Origin of the sequence: Streptomyces sp. SA15 (assembly GCF_002291145.1) — a bacterium.
Lineage (GTDB): Bacteria > Actinomycetota > Actinomycetes > Streptomycetales > Streptomycetaceae > Streptomyces.
Genome location: NZ_NTGE01000124.1, coordinates 14,653 through 34,715 on the forward strand (window position 1 = coordinate 14,653; position 20,063 = coordinate 34,715).

At 72.2% G+C, this 20,063-nt stretch carries 18 protein-coding genes and 2 pseudogenes; 7 read left to right on the forward strand and 13 right to left on the reverse strand.

Annotation, left to right across the window (positions count from 1 at the left end; all coding sequences use genetic code 11):
* The gene (locus tag CLM62_RS28885) at positions 1-924 is read right to left on the reverse strand and encodes a shikimate dehydrogenase (protein WP_095752879.1); all 924 of its coding nucleotides are present in this window, start codon (positions 922-924) and stop codon (positions 1-3) included.
* 150 nt (positions 925-1,074) lie between these two features.
* Here CLM62_RS28885 and CLM62_RS28890 point away from each other — a divergent pair, with 150 nt between their 5' ends.
* The gene (locus tag CLM62_RS28890; RefSeq protein WP_095752849.1) at positions 1,075-1,740 is read left to right on the forward strand and encodes a TetR/AcrR family transcriptional regulator; all 666 of its coding nucleotides are present in this window, start codon (positions 1,075-1,077) and stop codon (positions 1,738-1,740) included.
* 186 nt (positions 1,741-1,926) lie between these two features.
* A complete protein-coding gene (locus tag CLM62_RS28895) occupies positions 1,927-3,267 on the forward strand; it encodes an MFS transporter (RefSeq protein WP_095752850.1) in 1,341 nt (446 codons plus the stop codon).
* 108 nt (positions 3,268-3,375) lie between these two features.
* On the opposite strand, the pseudogene CLM62_RS51955 reads toward CLM62_RS28895, so the two are convergent.
* Positions 3,376-3,465: pseudogene (locus CLM62_RS51955) on the reverse strand (VOC family protein); the annotation flags it as partial.
* 188 nt (positions 3,466-3,653) lie between these two features.
* Between CLM62_RS51955 and CLM62_RS28905 the strand changes: the two are divergent.
* The gene (locus CLM62_RS28905) at positions 3,654-4,883 is read left to right on the forward strand and encodes a serine hydrolase (protein WP_095752851.1); all 1,230 of its coding nucleotides are present in this window, start codon (positions 3,654-3,656) and stop codon (positions 4,881-4,883) included.
* 110 nt (positions 4,884-4,993) lie between these two features.
* Here the strand turns inward: CLM62_RS28905 and ribA are convergent, their stop codons facing one another.
* Positions 4,994-5,653 (reverse strand): GTP cyclohydrolase II, encoded by a 660-nt coding sequence (gene ribA / locus CLM62_RS28910; RefSeq protein ID WP_095752852.1) that lies wholly within the window; start codon positions 5,651-5,653, stop codon positions 4,994-4,996.
* A gap of 38 nt (positions 5,654-5,691) precedes the next feature.
* On the opposite strand from ribA, the gene CLM62_RS28915 reads away from it, so the two are divergent.
* Complete coding sequence (locus CLM62_RS28915; RefSeq protein WP_095752853.1) at positions 5,692-6,450, forward strand: creatininase family protein; 759 nt, start codon at positions 5,692-5,694, stop codon at positions 6,448-6,450.
* 116 nt (positions 6,451-6,566) lie between these two features.
* Here the strand turns inward: CLM62_RS28915 and CLM62_RS51960 are convergent.
* The 5 genes and pseudogenes from CLM62_RS51960 to CLM62_RS28940 form a co-directional block, all read right to left on the reverse strand.
* A pseudogene (locus CLM62_RS51960) lies at positions 6,567-7,661 on the reverse strand (YbhN family protein); the annotation flags it as partial.
* Entirely contained in the window at positions 7,658-8,593 is a 936-nt protein-coding gene (locus CLM62_RS28925; protein WP_373559197.1) for a hypothetical protein, read from the reverse strand. The pseudogene CLM62_RS51960 and the gene CLM62_RS28925, both read right to left, overlap by 4 nt.
* Before the next feature lie 113 nt (positions 8,594-8,706).
* A complete protein-coding gene (locus tag CLM62_RS28930) occupies positions 8,707-9,897 on the reverse strand; it encodes a glycosyltransferase family 4 protein (RefSeq protein ID WP_095752880.1) in 1,191 nt (396 codons plus the stop codon).
* 17 nt (positions 9,898-9,914) lie between these two features.
* On the reverse strand, positions 9,915-10,313 hold the full coding sequence (locus CLM62_RS28935; protein ID WP_019985263.1) for a 6-carboxytetrahydropterin synthase: 399 nt from the start codon (positions 10,311-10,313) through the stop codon (positions 9,915-9,917).
* Between the two features lie 172 nt (positions 10,314-10,485).
* Positions 10,486-11,469: a zinc-binding alcohol dehydrogenase gene (locus tag CLM62_RS28940; protein WP_095752856.1), complete on the reverse strand. Its 984-nt coding sequence runs from the start codon at positions 11,467-11,469 to the stop codon at positions 10,486-10,488.
* Positions 11,470-11,575: 106 nt separating this feature from the next.
* On the opposite strand from CLM62_RS28940, the gene CLM62_RS28945 reads away from it, so the two are divergent.
* Positions 11,576-12,364: a CDP-alcohol phosphatidyltransferase family protein gene (locus CLM62_RS28945; RefSeq protein WP_095752857.1), complete on the forward strand. Its 789-nt coding sequence runs from the start codon at positions 11,576-11,578 to the stop codon at positions 12,362-12,364.
* Positions 12,365-12,446: 82 nt separating this feature from the next.
* On the opposite strand, the gene CLM62_RS28950 is transcribed toward CLM62_RS28945, so the two are convergent.
* Genes CLM62_RS28950 through CLM62_RS28965 form a run of 4 tightly spaced genes read right to left on the reverse strand, consistent with a single transcriptional unit; the run spans position 12,447 to position 17,536 of the window.
* The gene (locus CLM62_RS28950; protein ID WP_095752858.1) at positions 12,447-13,709 is read right to left on the reverse strand and encodes an MFS transporter; all 1,263 of its coding nucleotides are present in this window, start codon (positions 13,707-13,709) and stop codon (positions 12,447-12,449) included.
* Positions 13,706-15,502 carry an ABC transporter permease subunit gene (locus tag CLM62_RS28955; RefSeq protein ID WP_095752859.1) on the reverse strand — a complete coding sequence of 599 codons (1,797 nt, stop codon included), beginning with the start codon at positions 15,500-15,502 and terminating at the stop codon, positions 13,706-13,708. Before CLM62_RS28955 ends, CLM62_RS28950 begins: the two co-directional genes overlap by 4 nt.
* A gap of 3 nt (positions 15,503-15,505) precedes the next feature.
* Positions 15,506-16,996 (reverse strand): ABC transporter substrate-binding protein, encoded by a 1,491-nt coding sequence (locus tag CLM62_RS28960; RefSeq protein WP_095752860.1) that lies wholly within the window; start codon positions 16,994-16,996, stop codon positions 15,506-15,508.
* Between the two features lie 3 nt (positions 16,997-16,999).
* Positions 17,000-17,536 carry a GNAT family N-acetyltransferase gene (locus CLM62_RS28965; protein ID WP_095752861.1) on the reverse strand — a complete coding sequence of 179 codons (537 nt, stop codon included), beginning with the start codon at positions 17,534-17,536 and terminating at the stop codon, positions 17,000-17,002.
* 161 nt (positions 17,537-17,697) lie between these two features.
* Here CLM62_RS28965 and CLM62_RS28970 point away from each other — a divergent pair, with 161 nt between their 5' ends.
* Positions 17,698-18,654 (forward strand): ATP-binding protein, encoded by a 957-nt coding sequence (locus tag CLM62_RS28970; protein ID WP_095752862.1) that lies wholly within the window; start codon positions 17,698-17,700, stop codon positions 18,652-18,654.
* 86 nt (positions 18,655-18,740) lie between these two features.
* Positions 18,741-19,133, forward strand: coding sequence for an SCO5389 family protein (locus CLM62_RS28975; protein WP_095752863.1), 393 nt, complete (start codon positions 18,741-18,743; stop codon positions 19,131-19,133).
* Here CLM62_RS28975 and CLM62_RS28980 read toward each other — a convergent pair.
* Positions 19,120-19,986, reverse strand: a complete 867-nt coding sequence (locus tag CLM62_RS28980) for an alpha/beta fold hydrolase (RefSeq protein ID WP_095752864.1) — start codon at positions 19,984-19,986, stop codon at positions 19,120-19,122. The two genes, CLM62_RS28975 and CLM62_RS28980, sit on opposite strands and share 14 nt — an antisense overlap.
* Positions 19,987-20,063: the final 77 nt, after the last annotated feature.

A 20,063-nucleotide genomic window follows, 5' to 3' on the forward strand; every position in this document is an offset into this window, starting at 1 on the left:
TTACGGGATGTTCGCGACTGTTCGCGGACTACTGGTGGGCCCTACGGCCCCGTCCCCGCTCCCGGCCAGCTCGGTGAAGTCCGCGAGCATCCGGGCGCTGTCGGGTTCCCGGCCGGTGAACAGGCGGAAGGCGTCCACGGCCTGGAAGACGGCCATGCCGCCGCCGTCGAGGGTGGCGCAGCCGAGCGCGCGGGCGGTGCGCAGCAGCTCGGTCTCCAGGGGCCGGTAGACCACCTCGGCGATCCACAGGCCGGGGTGGAGCAGTTCGGCGGGCAGGGGCAGGCCGGGGTGGGCGGCCATGCCGGTGGGGGTGGCGTGGACCAGGCCGCCGAGGCCGTCGGCACGCGCGAGCAGGTCCGGCAGCCGGTCCGGGGTGGCGGAGACCGCCCTGCCGTCCCCGAAGTGGTGGTTGAGGGAGTCGGCGAGGGCGGCGGCCCGCTCGGGCAGCGCGTCGACGACGGTGACCCGCTCGGCGCCGAGTGTGAGCGTGGCGTGCGCGACGGCCGCGCCCGCACCGCCGGCACCCAGCTGCACCACTCGCTCCAGCGGTGCGTCGGGCAGACCACGCGCGAAGGAGGCGGCGAAACCGGTGACGTCGGTGTTGTGGCCGACCGTGCTGCCGTCCTCGAAAACCACGGTGTTGACCGCACCCAGCGCCTCGGCCTGCGGGTCGAGGGCGTCCAGGTGCCGGAGGACATGCTGCTTGCACGGGTGCGTGATGTTGAGCCCGTCGAAGCCCAGGTCGCGGGCGGCCCGTACCAGATCGCCCACCGCCTCGGGCGGGACGCCGAGGGCGGCGATGTCGATGATCCGGTACAGATAGCGCAGGCCCTGACGGTCTGCCTCCCGCTCGTGCAGCGCCGGGCTGAGCGACGGGCCGATGCCGGAACCGATCAGTCCGACGAGATACGAGTCCTTGGACAGCACCGAAGGGCCTCCTGAGCGGCTCACTAATGTACGAACTAGTACGTTAGCTATAGCAGCAAAGTGGATACCGAGGGAAGGGCTCTGCGGGTACCCGACGCGAGCGGGCTTCTACAATCTCGGCACTGGCCCCTCGCCCGAAGGAACCCGATGACCAGCGTCGAAGAACCGGCACGACCGAACGGGCGCATCCGCGACGCCGCCCGCACCCAGGCCGAGATTCTCGACGTGGCGACCCAGGAGTTCGCCCGGGCCGGCTACGACGGGGCCCGGGTCGACGAGATCGCCGCCCGCACCCGTACCACGAAGCGGATGATCTACTACTACTTCGGCGGCAAGGAGCAGCTGTTCACGGCCGTGCTGGAGCGGGCGTACGCCGTGATCCGCGAGGCCGAGCAGCGGCTCGACGTCGAACACCTGGACCCGGTCGCGGCCATCCGGCGGCTGGCGGAGCTCACTTTCGACCACCATGAGCAGCACCCGGATTTCATCCGGCTGGTGAGCATCGAGAACATCCACGGCGCGGAGCACATCGCGGCCTCGGCCAAGCTGGGGAAGATCGGCTCGCCGGCCCTCGACGTGATCCGCCGGATCCTGGAGTCGGGGCAGAAGTCGGGGCTGTTCACGGCCGACGTCGACGCCGTCGACCTGCACGCGATGATCAGTTCCTTCTGCTTCTTCCGGGTCGCCAACCGGCACACCTTCGGCGCCCTGTTCGGCCGTGACCTGGTGGATCCCGCCCAGCGCGAGCACTACCGCGCGATGCTCGGCGACATGGTGATCGCCTACCTGACGGCGGACCGCGCGGCCGACTGAGCACCCGCCCCGTACGGGTCGACCGCTCACGAAGATCCTTCGGCACGACCTCTTGACACCCGGGAAACGTCGGCGCAACATCCCACCCACCGCTACTAACTACCCAGTGGGTTAATTAGCCGAGATCCGGCACTACTCCCCTCCGCTCACTCCACTTAGGTTGGAGTTCCCCCGAAGGAGCACGCCGTGTCCGTCCCCGCCGCACCGCCCGGCCAGCCGAAAAAAGCCGCCACGGCGGCCTGGATCGGCAGCGCCCTGGAGTACTACGACTTCTTCATCTACGGCAGCGCGGCCGCGCTGATCTTCCCCGAGGTCTTCTTCGACGAGTCCGACCCGGCCACCGCGACCTTGCTGTCGCTGGCCACGTTCGGCGTCGCGTACGCGGCCCGTCCCATCGGCGCGCTCTTCCTCGGGCACTTCGGCGACAAGGTCGGCCGTAAGAAGATCATGGTCTTCACGCTGATCCTGATGGGCGTGTCGACGTTCCTCATCGGCTGTCTGCCCACCCGGGAGCAGGTCGGCACGCTCGCCCCGATCCTGCTCGTCCTGTGCCGTGTGCTGCAGGGCATCTCGGCGGCCGGCGAGCAGGCCAGCGCCAACTCCATGACGCTGGAACACGCCCCACCGCACCGGCGCGGCTTCTTCACCAGCTTCACGCTCAGCGGCACCCAGGGCGGCCAGCTGCTCGCCACGCTGGTCTTCATCCCCGTCGCCGCGCTGCCCGAGGACCAGCTGATGTCCTGGGGCTGGCGGGTGCCGTTCTGGCTGAGCGTCGCGGTCGCCGTCGTCGGCTACGTCATCCGCCGCACGCTCGACGAGACCCCGGCCTTCGCCCAGCAGGCCTCCGACGAGGGCGTCGCCAGGCTGCCGCTGGCGATCCTGATGCGCGAGCACTGGCGGGACGTGCTGCGGGTGATCGCGGGCGCGCTCATCGCCTCCGTCAGCACGATCTTCACGGTCTGGGCGCTGGCGTACGCGACCAGCGACTCGGTCGGCATGTCCCGCTCGTCCATGCTGTGGGTGGGCGCGCTCGCCAACCTCGTCGCGCTCGCCGCGATCCCGCTGTGGGCCACGCTGTCGGACCGCATCGGCCGGCGCCCGGTGTATCTGATCGGCGCGGCGGGCAGCGCGGTGGCGATGTTCGTCTACCTGTGGGCGATCTCGACGGGCTCCTACCCGCTGACCCTGCTGCTGGGCATCGTCGCCTTCGGTGTCGTCTACAGCGCCGCGAACGGCGTGTGGCCGTCCTTCTACGGCGAGATGTTCGCCACCCGCGTCCGGCTGTCGGGCATGGCGATCGGGACCCAGATCGGCTTCGCCGTGGCGGGATTCGCGGTCACCTTCGCCGCGCAGATCGCCGGCCCGGACGGTGACGACTGGATGGCGGTGGCCCTGTTCACCGCGGCCCTGTGCGTCCCGCCGGTGATCGCGGTCCTCTCGGCCCGCGAGACCCACAGGGTCCCGACTCAGAAGCTCGGCGAGCGCTCGCCCGGCCAGGCGCGGCAGCCGGAGAGGGTGACGGCCTGACCCCGCGCGCCTCCTCGCCGCACGTCCCCTCGCAGCCGCCGTGGCCGCGGGGGGCCGTGCCGTCCCGCCCGGACCGCCGTGGCGTCCCGCTCAGCCGCCGGCGTGCTGTCACCCGTTGGACCACGCCCGCTCGCAGAGCACCAGCCGGTATCCGTCGGGGTCCTCGACCGTGACGCCCCACCGGTTCCAGTAGGGCGACGCCACTTCCGACGCAGGCCCTGGGACCGACGCCGCTTGCGGGGCACTGCCCGTGCACGACACCGCGGCGATCGACGATCATCGCGATACGGGGGACCGTTCACCTGTTCCTGCGCGACGATGATGTCTGAGGCCGTTCCGGTGGGGTATGCCGGACCGCACCTCGACGAACGCGACGGAGGAGAACGATGGCACGACTGCGGCAAGAGGCGGACCCGGGTGAGGCGGGGCTGGATCCGAAGGCGCTGGACCGCCTCGACCAGCACTTCGCCCACTACGTCGACGAGGGCCGCCTGCCCGGCTTCCTCGTGGCCGTCTCGCGCGGCGGACGTGTCGCCCACCTCACCACGCACGGCCGCCGTGACATCGCCGCCGGGCTCCCCGTCGAGACCGACACGCTGTGGCGGATCTACTCCATGACCAAGCCGGTCACCGCGGTCGCCGCGCTGCTCCTGGTGGAGGAGGGCCGGCTGTCGCTGGACGACCCGGTCGACCGCCACCTCCCGGCCTTCGCCGAACCGCGGGTGTACGTCAGCGGCTCCGGCGCCGACACCGTGACCCGCCCGGCCGCCGGACCGATACTCGTACGGCACCTGATGACCCACACCGCGGGCCTGACCTTCGCCTTCTACCATTCCCACCCCGTCGACGCCCTCTACCGCGACGCCGACCTGGAGTCGTCGGTGGTTCCGGGATCGGACCTGGCGCACACGGTCGACGTGTACGCGAGCCTGCCGCTGCAGTTCGAGCCGGGCACGCAGTGGAACTACTCGGTCGCCTCCAACGTGCTCGGCCGGGTCATCGAGGTGGTGTCCGGGCAGCCGCTCGACACGTTCTTCGCCGAGCGGATCTTCGGCCCGCTCGGGATGACCGACGCCGGGTTCCGCGTCACCGACGAGCAGGCGGGCCGGCTCGCCGAGCTGTACGGCGACGCCGACGGCGGCGGCATCGAGCCGATCCCCGGTCTTCCGCTGCGCGGCCGTCCCCGCTTCCTGTCGGGCAGCGGCGGGATGGTGGCCTCCGCCCACGACATGCACCGCTTCATGGAGCTGCTGCGCCGCCGCGGCGAGCTCGACGGCATCCGCCTCCTCGCCCCCGAGACGGTGGACCTGATGACCTCCAACCACCTCCCCGGCGGCGCCGACCTGCGCGCCTTCGGCAGCAAGCCCGCGCACGACGAACCGGGCAACGACGGCGTCGGCTTCGGCCTCGGCGTCTCGGTGGTGATCGACCCGGCGCGCACCCAGGCTCCCTCGGGCCTCGGCACGTACGGCTGGAGCGGCGTGGCGACGACGACGTTCTGGGTCGACCCGAGCCGCGACCTGACCGTGCAGTTCATGACGCAGGTACGGCCGAAGAGCTCCCACACGATCTTCCCGGACCTCAAGCGGCTGGTGCACGAGGCGGTCGTCGGCTAGACCGTGGACCAGCTCGTCGGCCACCGACGACCGCGCCGTCTCCTCGCAGCCCGGCCCGGCCACGAGGAGACCGATCCGCCCTCCGGGACGGCGACGACCGGCCCACCCGGTCAGGACAGGTGCGCCACCGCGTCCAGATGGGGCAGGTGGTGGTCCAACCGCTCCCGCTTCGTGCGCAGATAGGTGATGTTGCTCTCGCACGGCGGTATCAGCAACGGCACCTGCTCGGCGACCTGGACGCCGTGCCGCAGCAACGCCTCGCGCTTGCGCGGGTTGTTGGACATCAGGCGTACGGAGTTCACGCCCAGGTCGCGCAGGATCTCCGCGGCGACGCCGTAGTCGCGGGCGTCCACCGGCAGGCCGAGCGCCAGGTTCGCCTCGACGGTGTCCAGGCCCTCCGCCTGCAGGGCCATCGCCCGCAGCTTGGCGAGCAGGCCGATGCCCCGCCCCTCATGCCCTCTCAGGTAGACGACGACACCGCTGCCTTCGGCGACGACGGCGCGCAGCGCGGAGTCGAGCTGGTCGCCGCACTCGCAGTGCTGGGAGCCGAAGGCGTCGCCGGTCAGGCACTCGGAATGCAGCCGGGTCAGGACGCCGTCCGTGGCGATGTCACCGTAGACCAGGGCCACTTGCTCGTCACCGCGGTCGTGGTCGAGGTAGCCGACCGCCTGGAAATTCCCGTACACGGTGGGCAGCGGGGCATTCACCACGCGTTCCACGCCCGTGCGCTGTGGCGACTTCTTGCCGAGCACGCCAATTTTTTCTGTCATGATCTGGTTCCTAAGCAGAGACGAAAGGCCGTGGAAAGATGAGTGGTTCGGGAATACGGTCGGCGGCGTACGGTCTGGTGCCGGCGGACACTACCGAAGACGTACGGACGCGCGGGGCGGGCGTCTCAACGCAGGTGGCCGTCCTTCCGGTCGGCAGCTTCGAGCAGCACGGTCCGTACCTGCCGCTCGCGACCGACACGCTCGTCGCCTGCGCCGTCGCACGGGAGATCGCCGCCGCGTACCCCGTGCACCTCCTTCCTCCGGTGACCATCGCCTGCTCGCACGAGCACGCGGACTGGCCGGGAACCGTCAGCATCTCCTCCGTGACCCTTCACGCGGTGGTACGGGACATAGCGGCGTCGCTGCGCCGGTCGGGCGTCGAGGCCCTGGTCGTGGTCAACGGGCACGGGGGGAACTACGTCCTGGGCAACGTGGTCCAGGAGTCCTCCGCGCGCGGTGAGCGGATGGCGCTCTTCCCGGCCCCGGAGGACTGGGAGGCGGCGCGGGAGCGGGCCGGTGTCGCGACCTCGCTGCTGACCGACATGCACGCGGGGGAAATCGAGACATCCATCCTTCTGCACGCCCATCCCGAATTGGTCCGACCCGGTTATGAGTCCGCCGATTTCGTCGCGGACGACCGCCGTCATCTGCTCACCACCGGGATGTCCGCCTATACCGATTCGGGCGTCATAGGCCGTCCTTCCCTGGGATCCGCGGAAAAGGGGAAGGAACTGCTGGCGAGCCTCGCCGATTCCTTCGAGTCGTATTTCTCGCTGCTCACTTCGGAGCCCGAGTAGGGTCCGTCAGGCGCCAGGTGGGGTTCCGGGTCCGTTACGACGGCCCGGGCCCCGGAGCCTGCGCCGCGCAGGCCCGTGTACCAACGGGCGACCAGAACGACGGCCCCCGGCAGACTCGCCACGAAGCTGAGCACGCCGTACACCACGGCGACCGCCAGTCCGCTGCTCGCGCCCAGGCCCGCGGCGCCGAACGCCCAGGCGGTGACGCCCTCGCGGGGGCCCCAACCGCCGACGTTCAGCGGCAGGCTCATGGCGAGCAGCGCGAGTACCGCCAGGGGCATCAGGACGACGGCGGAGGCGGCGGATCCGGCGACCCGGGCGGCGACGACGAACATCGCGAGGTGGCCGGAGAGGACGATGGCCGAGGAGAGGGCGACGCCGGGCCAGTTCCGGCGGGACAGCAGGCCCTCGCGGGCCTCGCCGAGACTTGCGCGCAGGGCCCGCCCTCGGCGGGAGGGCGCCCGGTTCATCCGAACGGCCACGACGACCGCGAGCGCACCCAGCGCGGCGAGGCCGAGCAGGGGGGCGAGCTGCCGGGTGTCGGCCAGCACGGGTGACGGCATCGTCAGCAGCACCGCCACGCCGACGACGGCCAGCACGGCCTGTCCCGCGGCCCGTTCGAGAACGACCGAGCGGACACCGCGCCCCAGGTCGCCGGCGTTCTGCCCGTGCCGTACCGCCCGGTGGACGTCGCCGAGGACACCGCCGGGCAGGGCCGCGTTCAGGAACAGCGCGCGGTAGTAGTCGGCCACGGCCGGGCCGAGCGGCAGCCGGATCTTCAGGCCCCGGGCGACCAACTGCCAGCGCCAGGCGCTGAACACGGTGGTGACCAGGCCGACGCCGAGCGCCACCAGCAGCGTCGGTCCGTCGATCCGCCGCAGCCCGTCCAGGAAGACGCCGGTGCCCATGCGCCACAGCAGTACGGCGAGGATGGCGATGCCGGCGACGGTGCCGAAGTGGGTGCGTAGGGCGCGGGAGTTGAGGCGCGACAGGAGCGTGCGCAGAGCGGTACGGATCCGGGATGTGCCCGAGGCGGGGTCCGTACGGGCCTCGGACACGATCACGCCGATCCGGGCCTCGGAGACGGCCGCGTCGGTGCGGGCCGTCTGCTTCCGTCCGGCCGGGACGAGCGGCACGGCGGACCTCACGCGGTGCACCCGCTGGTCCGTTTCGGGCCGTACGACCCACGCCCGCACCGTCTCCACGCTCATGACGCCCCGCCCGTCGGCCGGGACAGCGCCAGCAGGTCGCTGTGGTGGACCAAGACCCGCAGCTCCCCCGCCGCACAGGCTTCGAGGCGCTCCCGCAGATACCGTTCTGCGCGGGCCCTCAACTCGGGGCGCTGTTCGACGGCCGCCCCGACCCAGCCGCGCAGCCACTGGGCCGTCAGCTCGGATTCGGCCGGGCCGAGCCGCCAAGGGCTCGGGTGCAGTCGTACGGTCGCACCGCGTTCGGAGAAGGCCTCGCACGCCACGTTGACGGCGTCCGGGCCCAGCAGGCCGTCCCGGCGCTGATGTTCGTTGAACGCCTCGGCGATCTCCTCGTCCAGCGGGTCGGACGGGGTCAGTTCCACGCGACCGGCTACGGAGAGCGTCAGCAGGGCCGGGCAGCCGGCTCCGGTGCAGGCGGCGGCGAGGGTGTCGATCTCCTCGCGGGTGAGGACGTCGAGCAGTGCGGAGGCCGTCACCAGCGAGGCGCCGGCCAGGGCGTCGGGGGTGAGCCGGGCGACGTCACCGCGCCGGGTCTCCACCGTGACCCGGCTGCCGTCGGCGGACGAGCGCGGGGAGGAGACGGCGGCGAAGTGCAGCAGGTAGGGGTCGCGGTCGTGCAGGATCCAGTGCTGGGGACCGTCCAGGCGGGAGGCCAGCCAGCGGCCCATCGAGCCCGTGCCGCAGCCCAGGTCGTGAATGACCAGCCCGTCGGCCCGTCCCGGCAGGTTGGCGAGCCGGATCCGCAGCGGATCGAGCAGCTCCGGCGCCCGCGCGGCGGCGTCGGCGCCCTCCCGCAGCTCCAGCCACTCGGGGGCGTAGCGTGGCGGGTCGTCGGGGCCCGCGTCCCGCAGGCGTACGGTGGGCCGCTCGCCGGGGCGGAGGGTGGGGCCGGCGCCGGGGATGACGGTGTCCACCGGCTCGGCACCGGCCATCCAGGCTGCGGCCGACTCGGCGCCGGCCGCCAGGGTTTCCGTCGACTCGGCGGCTTCTCGCGGCCCGGGCTGGGCCGGAATCCTGCCCGCGTGCTGTGTCATTGCCGTCTTCCTCATGCCGCCCTCCTGGGTTCGTTCGGCAGTCGGCCCAGTACTCCGGCCAGGCTGCGGGCCGTGGCCGCCCAACCGCCCAGGGCGGCTCGTCGGCCTCGTGCGGCCGCCTTCAGGCGGCGCCGTACGTCCGCCTCGCCGAACCAGCCGCGCAGTTCGGAGGCGAGAGCGGCGGGGTCCTCCGGCGGGACGAGAATGCCGGGCACGCCGCCGTCCGGGGCGCGGCCGACCGCCTCCGCGACACCGCCGACGTCCGTCGCCAGCACCGGGATGCCGCGCGCCAGCGCCTCGGTCACCGCCATGCCGTAGGTCTCGGCGTAGGAGGCGAGGACCATGAGGTCGGCGGCGGCGTAGCTGGCGTCGAGTTGGGCACCGGCCTGCGGGCCCGCGAGGTGCAGGCGGTCCTGAAGGCCGTACTTCTGGATCATGACCTGGAGTTTGGCCACGTACTGGGGGTCGTGGCCGAGGCCGCCGACGCAGACGCAGCTCCAGGGCAGGTCGGTCACCGCGGCGAGGGCCTCCACCAGCCGGTGCTGCCCCTTGCGCGGGGTCACGGCGGCGACGCACAGCAGGCGGGAGACGCCGTCGGTGCCGGAGGCGAGGGGGGCGATGTCGGCGCCGGGGGCGGCGACATGGACCCGGTCGGGGGCGAGTCCGTGGTGGGAGACGAGGCGGCGCACCGCCCAGTCGCTGGTGGCGACGACCGCGGGCACGGCCCGCAGTACGGCGCGCTCCTTGGCGTCCAGTTCGGCCGCCAGCGCAGGCTCCAGTCCCGTCTCGTCGCCGAGTGGCAGGTGGACGAGGACGACGAGCCGCAGCCGCTCGGCCTCGGGGACGATGATCTCGGGGACGCCGCAGGCGACCAGTCCGTCGAGCAGGACGACCGTGTCGTCCGGCAGGTTGGCCAGGACGCGGGCGAGTTCCGTCCGGGCGGCGGCCCCGGGGCGGGGCCACTCGCCGGGCACGGCGTGCTGGTGCACCTGCCAGCCGAAGCCGGGCAGGTCCAAAGTCACGCGCCGGTCATAGGCGTTGCCGCCGCTGGGCGCGCTCGGGTCGTCGACGCCGCCCGGCATGACGAAGTGCACGGAACGCAGGGACATGGGGATGATCTCGGCGTTCTTCAGGGCGGAGTGCTGCACGGGCAGGTAGCCGAGCCGCTGCTCCGTGCCGCCGGCCGTCACCTGCTCCACCATTTCCAGGGTCACGTCGGTCACAGGGCACGCTCGTAACTCGCCCAGGCGACGTGCGACTCGTGCAGGGTGACGGTGAGGCCCGCGAGGCCCTTGGCGCCCTCGCCCAGCGCTCCCTTGTGAATGCGCTCGGCGAGACGGTCGGCGATGACCTTGGCCAGGAACTCCGTGGAGGTGTTGATTCCGGCGAAGTCGGGCTCGTTGTCGAGGTTCCGGTAGTTCAGCTCGCTGACCACGGCGCCCAGTTCCTGAGTGGCCAGTCCGATGTCGACGACGATGTTGTCGTCGTCCAGCTGTTCGCGCCGGAACGTGGCGTCCACGAGGAACGTCGCTCCGTGCAGGCGCTGCGCGGGTCCGAAGACCTCGCCGCGGAAGCTGTGGGCGATCATGATGTGATCGCGGACGGTGATGCTGAACAACGGACGACCCTCCAGGTGCGGCGCGTCTGGTCCCCCGCCGATCCCTGCCGGGGGATGCCGTGTAGTACGGCTCTTCGCTTCCCGTTGTTCAGCCGAGTCTCACTCTTTTCTCAGGTCAGGCGCTCTTGCCCTGAGGAGACGGCACGGAATTGAGCCGGAATTGAACGGTGTGTCAGGCGTGGCCGTCGTAGCGGACCCGGTGGCACAGCGCGGGGATCGCGCCGGAGGCGAGCCGCGGCAGCACGTCCGGGAGCTCCTCGAAGGCGCACTCGCCGGTGACCAGGGCGTCGAGGGCCGGGTCGGCGAGCAGGTCGAGGGCGAGGGCGAGCCGGTCGGCGTAGCTACGGCTGGAGCGGCGGGCCGGGGAGACGGAACCGACCTGGCTGCTGCGGATGACCAGACGCCGCGAGTGGAAGGCCTCGCCGAGCGGGAGAGCCACCTGCCGGTCGCCGTACCAGCTCAGTTCCAGGACGGTGCCCTCGGCGGTGAGGAGTTCGAGGGAGCGGGCGAGGCCCTGTTCGGTGGCGCTGGCGTGCACGACCAGGTCGCAGTCGCCGAGGGCGTCCTGAGGCGACGCGAAGTCGACGCCGAGGGCCTCGGCGGTCTTGGCGCGGGCGGGGTCGGCGTCCACCAACTGCACGCGCACGCCCGGGAAGCGGGCCAGCAGCGCGGCCACCGAGCTGCCGACCATGCCGCCGCCGACCACCGCGATCCGGTCGCCGACCAGTGGCGCCGCGTCCCACAGGGCGTTGACGGCGGTCTCCACGGTGCCGGCCAGCATCGCGCGTTCGGCGGGCACGGTCTCCGGCACCGGCGTCACGGCGCTCGCCGGAACGACGTAACGGCTCTGGTGCGGGTAGAGGCAGAAGACGGTCCGGCCGACGAGGTCCTCCGGTCCCTCCTCCACCGACCCGACGTTGAGGTAGCCGTACTTCACCGGTCCCGGGAAGTCGCCCTCCTGGAACGGCGCTCGCATGGCCGCGTACTGACTCTCCGGCACACCGCCGCGGAAGACGAGGGTCTCCGTGCCGCGGCTGACTCCGGAGTACAGCGAGCGGACGACGACCTCGCCCTCGGCGGGGTCCGGCAGGGTCACGTCGCGTATCTCGCCCTGCCCCGGGGAGCTGAGCCAGAACGCACGTGCGGTGCGCTTCATCGGCATCCTCCTGAACGATCGGGAACCTGTTCACGTACCGAGGTGCACAGGCCGCGCACAGTACGCGGCGTTGATCGACTCTGTCACCTGGCCGGAGGAATGTGCGGTGGCCCTGAACAACACTTACGACGCGAAGCTGGTCCAGCAGGAGACCGCGGTGGGAGCGGGCTTGCAGATCCTGCTGCTGGCTCTGCTCGGCACGGCGATCGGCATGGGGCCGGCGGGCTGGTTGACGGGCCTCGCCTTCGCCATCGCCACCTGGGCGGTGCTCTCGCGGGCCCTGCATCGCACGCGGCCGCGCTCCTTCGGCCCCGCCAACCGGGTCACCCTCGGCCGGGCGACCCTGGTCGGCGGTGTGACGGCCCTGGTCGCGGACTCCTTCGAGAGCTCACCGCCGGTGACGCTCTTCGTGGGCCTGACGGCGGTGGCTCTGATCCTCGACGGGGTCGACGGCAAGGTGGCCCGCGCCACCGGCACCTCCACCCCGCTGGGCGCCCGCTTCGACATGGAGGTCGACGCGTTCCTCATCCTCGTGCTCAGCGTGTACGTCTCGATGTCGCTGGGCCCATGGGTCCTGCTGATCGGCGCGATGCGCTACGGCTTCGTCGCCGCGGCCCGCGCCCTGCCCTGGCTCAACGCCCCCCTGCCGCCCAGCACGGCCCGCAAGACGGTGGCCGCGCTCCAGGGCGTCCTGCTGCTCCTGGCCGCGTCGAACCTCCTTCCGTACGTGGCGACGTTCGCGGTCGTCGCGACGGCGCTGGGGCTGCTGGTCTGGTCGTTCGGGCGGGACATCCTGTGGCTGTGGCGGACGTCGCGGTCTCAGAAGGCTGAGGCGCGTGAGGTGGCTGAGGTTCTGGAGCTCGTGTCCGAGTGTCGGGAGCCGGTGGCGTCCTGAGGAGGCGTCAGGCAGTCGACGGTGGACGGTGGACGGTATACCGTCATCGGCAGCGACGGACCCTGTCCGCGCGGATCCACCCCTATCCGCGCGCCCCTTCAGCCTCCCGTCGCGGCAGCAGCCCGATCGCCGCGGCCGGTACGGCGGCCAGCACCAGCCACGGAACCGCCGACGGCAGTCCGCGGTCCAGGAGCATGCCGGTGGCCGAGCTGCCGAGCAGGACGATCAGGCCGGACACCGAGGACAGGGCGCCCGTGTAGAGGCCGAGTCGACCCTCTTCGGCCAGGTCGGGGACCCAGGCGCGGGCGACGGGGGCGACGAGCATCTGGCCGACGGTGAGCAGGACGACGAAGGCGGCCGCGGGCAGGAGGCCCGCCGTGCCGGTCCAGTCGGCCGGTCGCGCCACGGCCACGACGGCGAAGCCGACGGCGATCAGCAGCAGCCCGGCACCCATGGACCGACGCAGGGTGAACCGCGTTCCCGCCCAACGGGTGACCGGCAGCTGGGTGGTCACCACCAGCAGCGAGGACAGGGCGAACAGCCAGGCCAGCGGGGCCTGTGAGCCGGCCGCGCGTTCCACCTCGGCGGGGAGGGCGAGGTAGAGCTGGTTGTAGGCGAGGAGGTAGGCGCCGTAGGCGCAGCACAGCGCCAGGAAGCGGCGGTTGCGCAGCAACGGCCCCATGCCGCCCCGGACTTGGACGGGCTCCCGCCCGGGGATGCGCTGCGGCAGCAGCCACGCGTGCCCGGCGAGGACGAGGACGAAGATGCCGGCTCCGGCCAGGCAGACCGTGCGGAAGTCCACCGACAGCAGCAGCGCGCCCAGCAGTGGCCCGACGAACGCCCCCGCCTGTCCCGCGACGGTGAACAACGCCAGGACGCGCGTACGGGATCCGCCGCCCGTCTCCTCCCAGACCACCGCCTGCCGGGCCACCTCGGACTCCACCGCGGGCGAGAACAACGCCGCGGCGAACCCGATCAGCAGGACGGCACCGATGACCGCCCAGGTCTGCTCGGCGTGTCCGAGCCAGACGAATCCGGCGATTCGCAGCACGCATCCGGCGAGGACCACCGGCCGTATGCCGTACCGGTCGGCCAGCGCCCCGCCCACCACGAACAGCCCCTGCTGGCTGAAGGTCCGCAGGCCCAGCACCAGGCCGACCAGCCAGCCCGCCATGCCCATGGCCTGTCCCAGGTGTTCGGAGAGGAAGGGCAGGACGGCGTAGAAGCCGATGTTGAAGGCGAGTTGGGTGAGGATCAGCAACCGCAGCAGAGGCGAGAGGCGGAGCCGCCCGGATGTCCCGGTCCCGGGTGGCTTGCGTCTCAGGCCGATCGACGGCGAGGTCATCGGGTTTCCACCAACTCTCTTGTGGGTGACGGTTGTTCGGTATCCACCGTCACGGCGGTACGAGGTCCGGTTCGCCGGCGTCGCAGGCGCACTCCGCCCGCCGCGCTCACCGCCAGCGCTCCGAGCAGGGCGAGGACGGCGGCGGGGGCGAGGACCGCCCAGGGGGCGCGTTCGGCGTAGGGCTGGTTCTCGGCGAGGAGCAGGCCCCACTCCGGGGAGGGTGGCTGGGCGCCCAGGCCGAGGAAGGCCAGGGACGCGAGTGCCAGGGCGATGCCGGGCAGGCGGAGCAGGGCGTGGCGGGTGACGGACGGCAGCACGGCGGGCAGCAGTTCGTGGCGCAGGAGGTACCAGCGGTCCGCGCCCAGGCCCCGGGTGGCGGCGATGTGGAGGGCCGCGCGTTCCTGGCGCAGCAGCGCGGAGGTGTGGGCGGCGAGGGGCGCCCAGGCGACGGCGCCGACGGCGAGCGCGGGCGTGGCGGGGCCGCTGCCCGCGACGGCGGTGACGAGGAGCGCGAGCAGGACGGGCGGCATCGCCGTGACGGTGTCGACGAGCGGCCCGGACAGCCGGGGCACCAGCCCCAGCAGAACGCCGGTGAGCAGCGTGGCGGCGCCGATGACGAGGGCGAGCAGCAGGGTGTCGAGGGCACCGTGGCCGACCCGGGCGAGGACGTCACGGCCGAGTGCGTCGGTGCCGAACGGGTGGGCCCAGGAGGGTGACCGTAGACGTTCGCCGGTGTCGAGGGCGAGCGGGTCGCGGGGCAGGCCGAGGGTGATGACGACGGTCAGCAGTCCACCGTAGACAAAAGGCAGGATCCTGCGAGCAGGTGGCGTCGGCCTGTGCAGGGACGGCAGGGCGCCGTCGCGCAGGGCGGGGCCTATGAGCAGGCGAGTCCCGAGGCGGGCGAGCCCGGCGGCGACCGCGGCGAGCAGGACGAGCAGGAGCGTGCCGGCCTGAAGGACGGGCAGGTCCTGGGCGAGGGCGGCCTGGAGGGTGGTGCGGCCGAGGCCGGGGATGTCGAAGATCTGCTCGACGGCTACCGCCCCGCCGGTCAGACCGACCACGAACAGGCCCGTGTTGGGCAGCAGTCCGGGCACGCAGCGGCGCAGCGCCTGGCGGGCCATGGTCCGGCCGGGCAGTCCGCGCGCGGTGGCGGCCAGGGCCCAGGGCTCGGCGAAGGCGCCGGGCAGCAGGTCGTCGAGCAGCCGGCCGATGACGGCCCCGGCGGGCAGACCGAGGGCGAGCGCGGGCAGGACCGTCCACTGGAACCCGTACCAGCCGAGAGCGGGCAGCCAGCCCAGCTGGACGCCGACGACGGTGGCGAGCACGGATGCGGTGAGGAACTCGGGAAGCGCGGCGAGCACCGCCGAGCCGCTGCCTCCCGCGCGCCGCCCGTCGAGCCGTCGGTGCGCGCCGAGCCAGAGTGTGCGGGCGCAGATCACAGCGGCGGTGACGGCGGCGACCAGCAGGGCCACCGCCATCAGCAGCAGGGACGCGCCGAGGGCCTGGAGCACGGCGGGCGTGACCTCGTCGCCGGAGAGCCACGACCGCCCCGCGTCCCCGCGCCACAGCCCGCCGAGCCACTCACCGAGCAAGTGGAAGGGACCGTGGTCGAGGTCGAGTTGGGCGCGGATGTCCGCCAGTACCTCGGGCGTGGGATCGCGGTCCGCCGACCGTGCCTTGAGTACGGTGAGCGCCGGATCGGTGTGCGACAACCAGGGCAGCATCCCGATGACGCACACCAGGGCGACCGCGATCCCCGCACGCCACAGCAGCGTGACTGCCTGTTGCCGCATGCGTCAGCGCCTGGTGCCGATGCCGACCAGCGTGCGCTCGTACGGGTCGAGGAGCGCGCCGCGTACCGAGGGGGCGACACCGGTGATGACGCGCTGGTGGACCAGCGGGACGACGGCGTCGGTGCCGAGGATCCGCGCCTCGGCGGCCATGGCCGCGTCCTGCCGCTCGGCGGTGTCGGCGGTGGCCTCGGCCTTGGCCACGGCCCGGTCGACGTCCGCGTCGCACAGCTGCGCCAGGTTGAAGTCGCCGTCGCAGGTGAAGTCGCCGGCGAGGACGGAGACGGGGTCACCGGTGTCGACCAGGGCGTTGCGGGCGAGGACGACCGCGTCGAACTTCCCGGCGAGCGCGTCGCTCTCCAGCCGCGAGTACTCGCGCACCTCCAGCGTGACCTTGAATCCGGCCTTCTCCAGCTGCTGCTTCAGCACCTGGGCGACTTCGGGGAGTTCGGGCCGGTTGTCGTACGTGGCCAGGGTGATCGAGGTGCCGTCGGGGGCGCCGGCCTGCGCGCGGCCGACCGGCTTGCTCCGCTTGCCCTCGGCCCAGGAGACGGCCGGACCGTAGATGCCGACGCCCGCGTCCGCGTATCCCTCGTACACGTCCTTGGCGAGCACGGACGTGTCGACGGCCTCGCGCGCGGCGGCGCGCAGCTTCGCGTCCTGGAAGGGGCCCGATTCGGTGTTGAGCAGCAGGCTCGTGGTGCGGGTGGTGGCCGTCGCCTTGCGGGTGGCCTCCTCGAGGGTGGCGGCCTGCGCGACGGGGATCGCCTCGACGAGGTCGGCCTGATCGGTGCGCAGGGCGTTCGCGCGGGCGGTGCCGTCGGCGATGAACTTCACGTCGACCCCGGGGGCCTGGGCGCGGCCGCCCCAGTAGTCGTCGTAGCGGTCGAGGGAGGCGGCGCTGCTGCCGGTGACCTCGGTGAGTTCGAAGGGGCCGGTGGCGGTGCCGACCGGATCGACCCGGCCGGTCCTGCCGTAGGCCTTCGTGGCGAGGACGGCGAGGTTCGGGCTGGACAGGCGCAGCGGAAGGATCGGGTCGGGGGCCTTGGTGGTGATCCGCACGGCCCTGGCGCCGTCGGCCTTCGGGGTGAGGGTGACACCGGTCAGGGCCCCGGGCGCGGGCTTGGCCGCCGCGGCGTAGGTGAGGGCGTTGACCACCGCGGCCGGGGTGACGTCGGTGCCGTCCTGGAAGGTGGCCTCGCGCAGGGTGAACACCCAGGTGCGGTCGTTCTCACGGCGCCAGGACTCGGCCAGGGCGGGGGCGGCGGCGCCGTTGGCGTCGAGGGCGGTCAGGCCCTCGGTGACGCCGAGGCGGCTGAGGATGGTGCCGTCCCAGCCGTACGGCGAGAGGTTCTCGACGGGCAGGAAGGCGAAGTCGACCCGTAGCCGGGAGCCGCCCTCGGCATCGCCGGAGGAATCGTTTCCGTTGCCGGAGGCGAAGCAGGCGGTGAGGACGGGGGCGAGCAGGAGGGCGAGGAGCAGGCGGAGTCGGCGCATGGTCTATCGCCCCATCGGTAGCTCGAAGTGGATGACCCCGTTGCCACCATCGGGATCCTCGCGTTCGTCGTGCACGACCTTGCCGAGCGATCGCCAGAAGGCCTCGGCGCCGGGGACGGCCGGGTCGGTGTGCAGGTAGACGGCGCGGTAGCCGCCGTCCGCGGCCGCGAAGGCGAGCAGTTCGTCGACCAGGCGTCGGGCGAGGCCGCGCCTTCTGTGCTCGGGGCGGACGTACACCCGGCGCAGTTGGGCGGTCTCGCCGGAGGGGTAACGGTCGGCGACGTGGCGCGGGTTGGGCGGGTGGGCCGGGCCCCGGGAGTCGAGCGCGGCCGTGGCCACGACGGCTCCGTCCTGCGGGGTGCGGGCGACGAGGAGGGTGTGACGGGCGGGGACGAGATAGGCGGCGGCCGGATCGATGATGTCGCCGTGCCAGCGGGGCACGTAGCCGGTACCGAAGTCGCGGTAGACGGTGTCGAGCATCACGGCTCGCGCACCGTCGAGGTCGTCCGGGCTCGCCGCCCTAATGCTGTAGTTACGCACTTGCACATCATATGCATTAAGCGGGGAGTGTGATCACGGCGGGTGGCCCTCGGGCGACTTGACACCGGTCGGCGATTTGACACCCGCAGACCAGCCCCCTAAAACCTACTCACATGACATCCATTTTCAAAAAGCTGGAACGATAGAAAGATGGAGCGCTAGTGCGGATCGCATTCGTCGGCAAGGGCGGCAGCGGCAAGACCACCCTGTCGGCGCTCTTCACCCGGCATCTGGCAGGCTCCGGCGCGCCGGTCCTCGCCATCGACGGCGACATCAACCAGCACCTGGCCGAGGCCCTGGGCCACGACGGGGATCCCCTGGGAGCACCCCCACTGGGCGCGCACCTCGGCGAGATCAAGGACTTCCTGCGCGGCTCCAACCCGCGCATCGCCTCCCGTGAGGCGATGATCAAGACCACCCCGCCCGGACGCGGCTCCCGTCTGCTGCGTCTGCTCGGCGACGACGAACTGCACGCGCGGCACGTACGGCGCGTCGGTGACGTGCCGCTGATGGTGACGGGCGAGTTCGACGAGAGCGACCTCGGGGTGGCCTGCTACCACTCCAAGCTGGGCGGCGTGGAGCTCTACCTCAGCCACCTGGTCGACGGCCCCGGCGAGTACGTCGTGGTCGACATGACGGCGGGCGCCGACGCGTTCGCCTCCGGCCTGTTCACCCGCTTCGACCTGACCTTCCTGGTGGCGGAACCCACCCGCAAGGGCGTCTCCGTGTACCGCCAGTACCGGGATCACGCCCGGGAGTTCGGGATCCGGATCGCCGTCGTCGGCAACAAGGTGACCGGCGAGGACGACCTGCTCTTCCTCAAGGAACACGTGGGTGACGACCTCCTCACCCACCTGGTGCACTCCCCCTGGGTGCGCGCGGCCGAACAGGGCCGCGCCCAGGACGGGTTGGACTCCCTCGAAGCCCACAACCGGCACGCTCTGAACGTCCTGCGCGAGGCCGTCGACTCCCGCCCCAAGGACTGGCCGGCCCTCCAGCGGCACGCCGTCGAGTTCCATCTGCGCAACGCCCGGGCCTGGGCGGACCAGGCGACCGGCCAGGATCTGGCCGCGCAGGTGGACCCGGACTTCGTACCGGGCCCGGCCGCACTGGCCTGATCGCCTCCCACCACCTCGCACCGCTTCGCAACGAAATTCGCACCGGAATTCCCTACGGAATTCGCAACGGAACAGGAACCCCTCACATGTCTCTCGACGTCTCCCCGACGCTCCTCGCCGAAGCCGAGCACGGTGACATCCGCGAGGAGGACTTCGTGGACACCGTCCGCACCTCCTTGCCGTACGCCTACGACCTGATCGCCTCCCTCGCCGCCGAACTCCAGGGCGGCCAGGCGGAGTTCACCGACAACCAGACCCCTCCCCCGTCCGAGCAGGAGCGCGGCCAGCTGCTGCGCGCCCTGGCCAGCGACGCCATCCGCGGCAGCCTGGAGCGCCACTTCGGGGTGACCCTCGCCTTCCAGAACTGCCACCGGGTGGCGGCGTTCCGGCCCCAGGCGCGGGGCGGCGAGACGCACACCCGGTTCACGTCCGTGCGGTCGCAGGTGCTGAACCAGTCGCCGGAGTTCAGGGACTGCTGACTGGATCACCGGCCCCGGCCAGGAAGTCCGCCACGGTCGCGGCGAACCGGTCGGCGTCGTCGAGCCAGGGAAAGTGGCCGGCGCCGGGCTGGACGACGAACTCCGCATTCGCGAACAGTCCGGCGTACTCCCCCAGCGCCCGCGGAGGCCCCGCCACATCCACCTCGCCGGCCAGCACGAGCACCGGCCTGGGGAAGGCGGCCAGAGCCGGGCGCGTGGCCTCGGGGGTGAAGGCGCCGTCCGAGGCGTAGCGGGCCGCGGCCTCGTCGTTGCGCTGTTTGTCCTCGGCGGCCTTGAAGGCCCGGGCTCGCTCGTCCCAGCGGCCGAAGGAGAACGGAGCGATCGCCTGCCAGGCGTCGGAGGCCGGGCGACCGGCGGTGATCGTCTCCAGGGCCTCGTACGCCGGGGTGAACCACGGTTCGCCCCGGCGCAGGCGTGCGGTGCGCAGACGGTCCTCGGGGGTGACCTCGATGCCGACCGCGTAGACGCTCGGGGTGATCAGGGCGAGCCGCGCGACACGCTCGGGGTGGCGGGCCGTGTACAGGGCCGCCAGATTCGCTCCGGCCGAGTGGGCCAGGAGGTCCATACGGTCCAGGCCGAGTTCCTTGCGCAGCGCCTCGACGTCGTCCACCTGGCGGTCGCAGCGGTACGACGCAGGGTCGGCGGGCGTCGCCGAGTGGCCCGTTCCTCGCAGGTCCAGCCTGATCAGGGTGCGGTGGGTGGTCAGGCCGCCCAGGTCGCCCAGGTAGACGGAGTCCTGCATGGGGCCGCCGGGCAGGCAGATCAGGGGCGGGCCGTCCCCGGACACGTGGTGGGCGAGGCGGGTTCCGTCGGGCGCGCAGAAGGTGGGCATGCGCGCGAGCCTGTCACCGGGCGCTGTGCCGGACAACTGGATTGCGGCGCCGCATGATCAGCGGGGGCAGGCTCCCT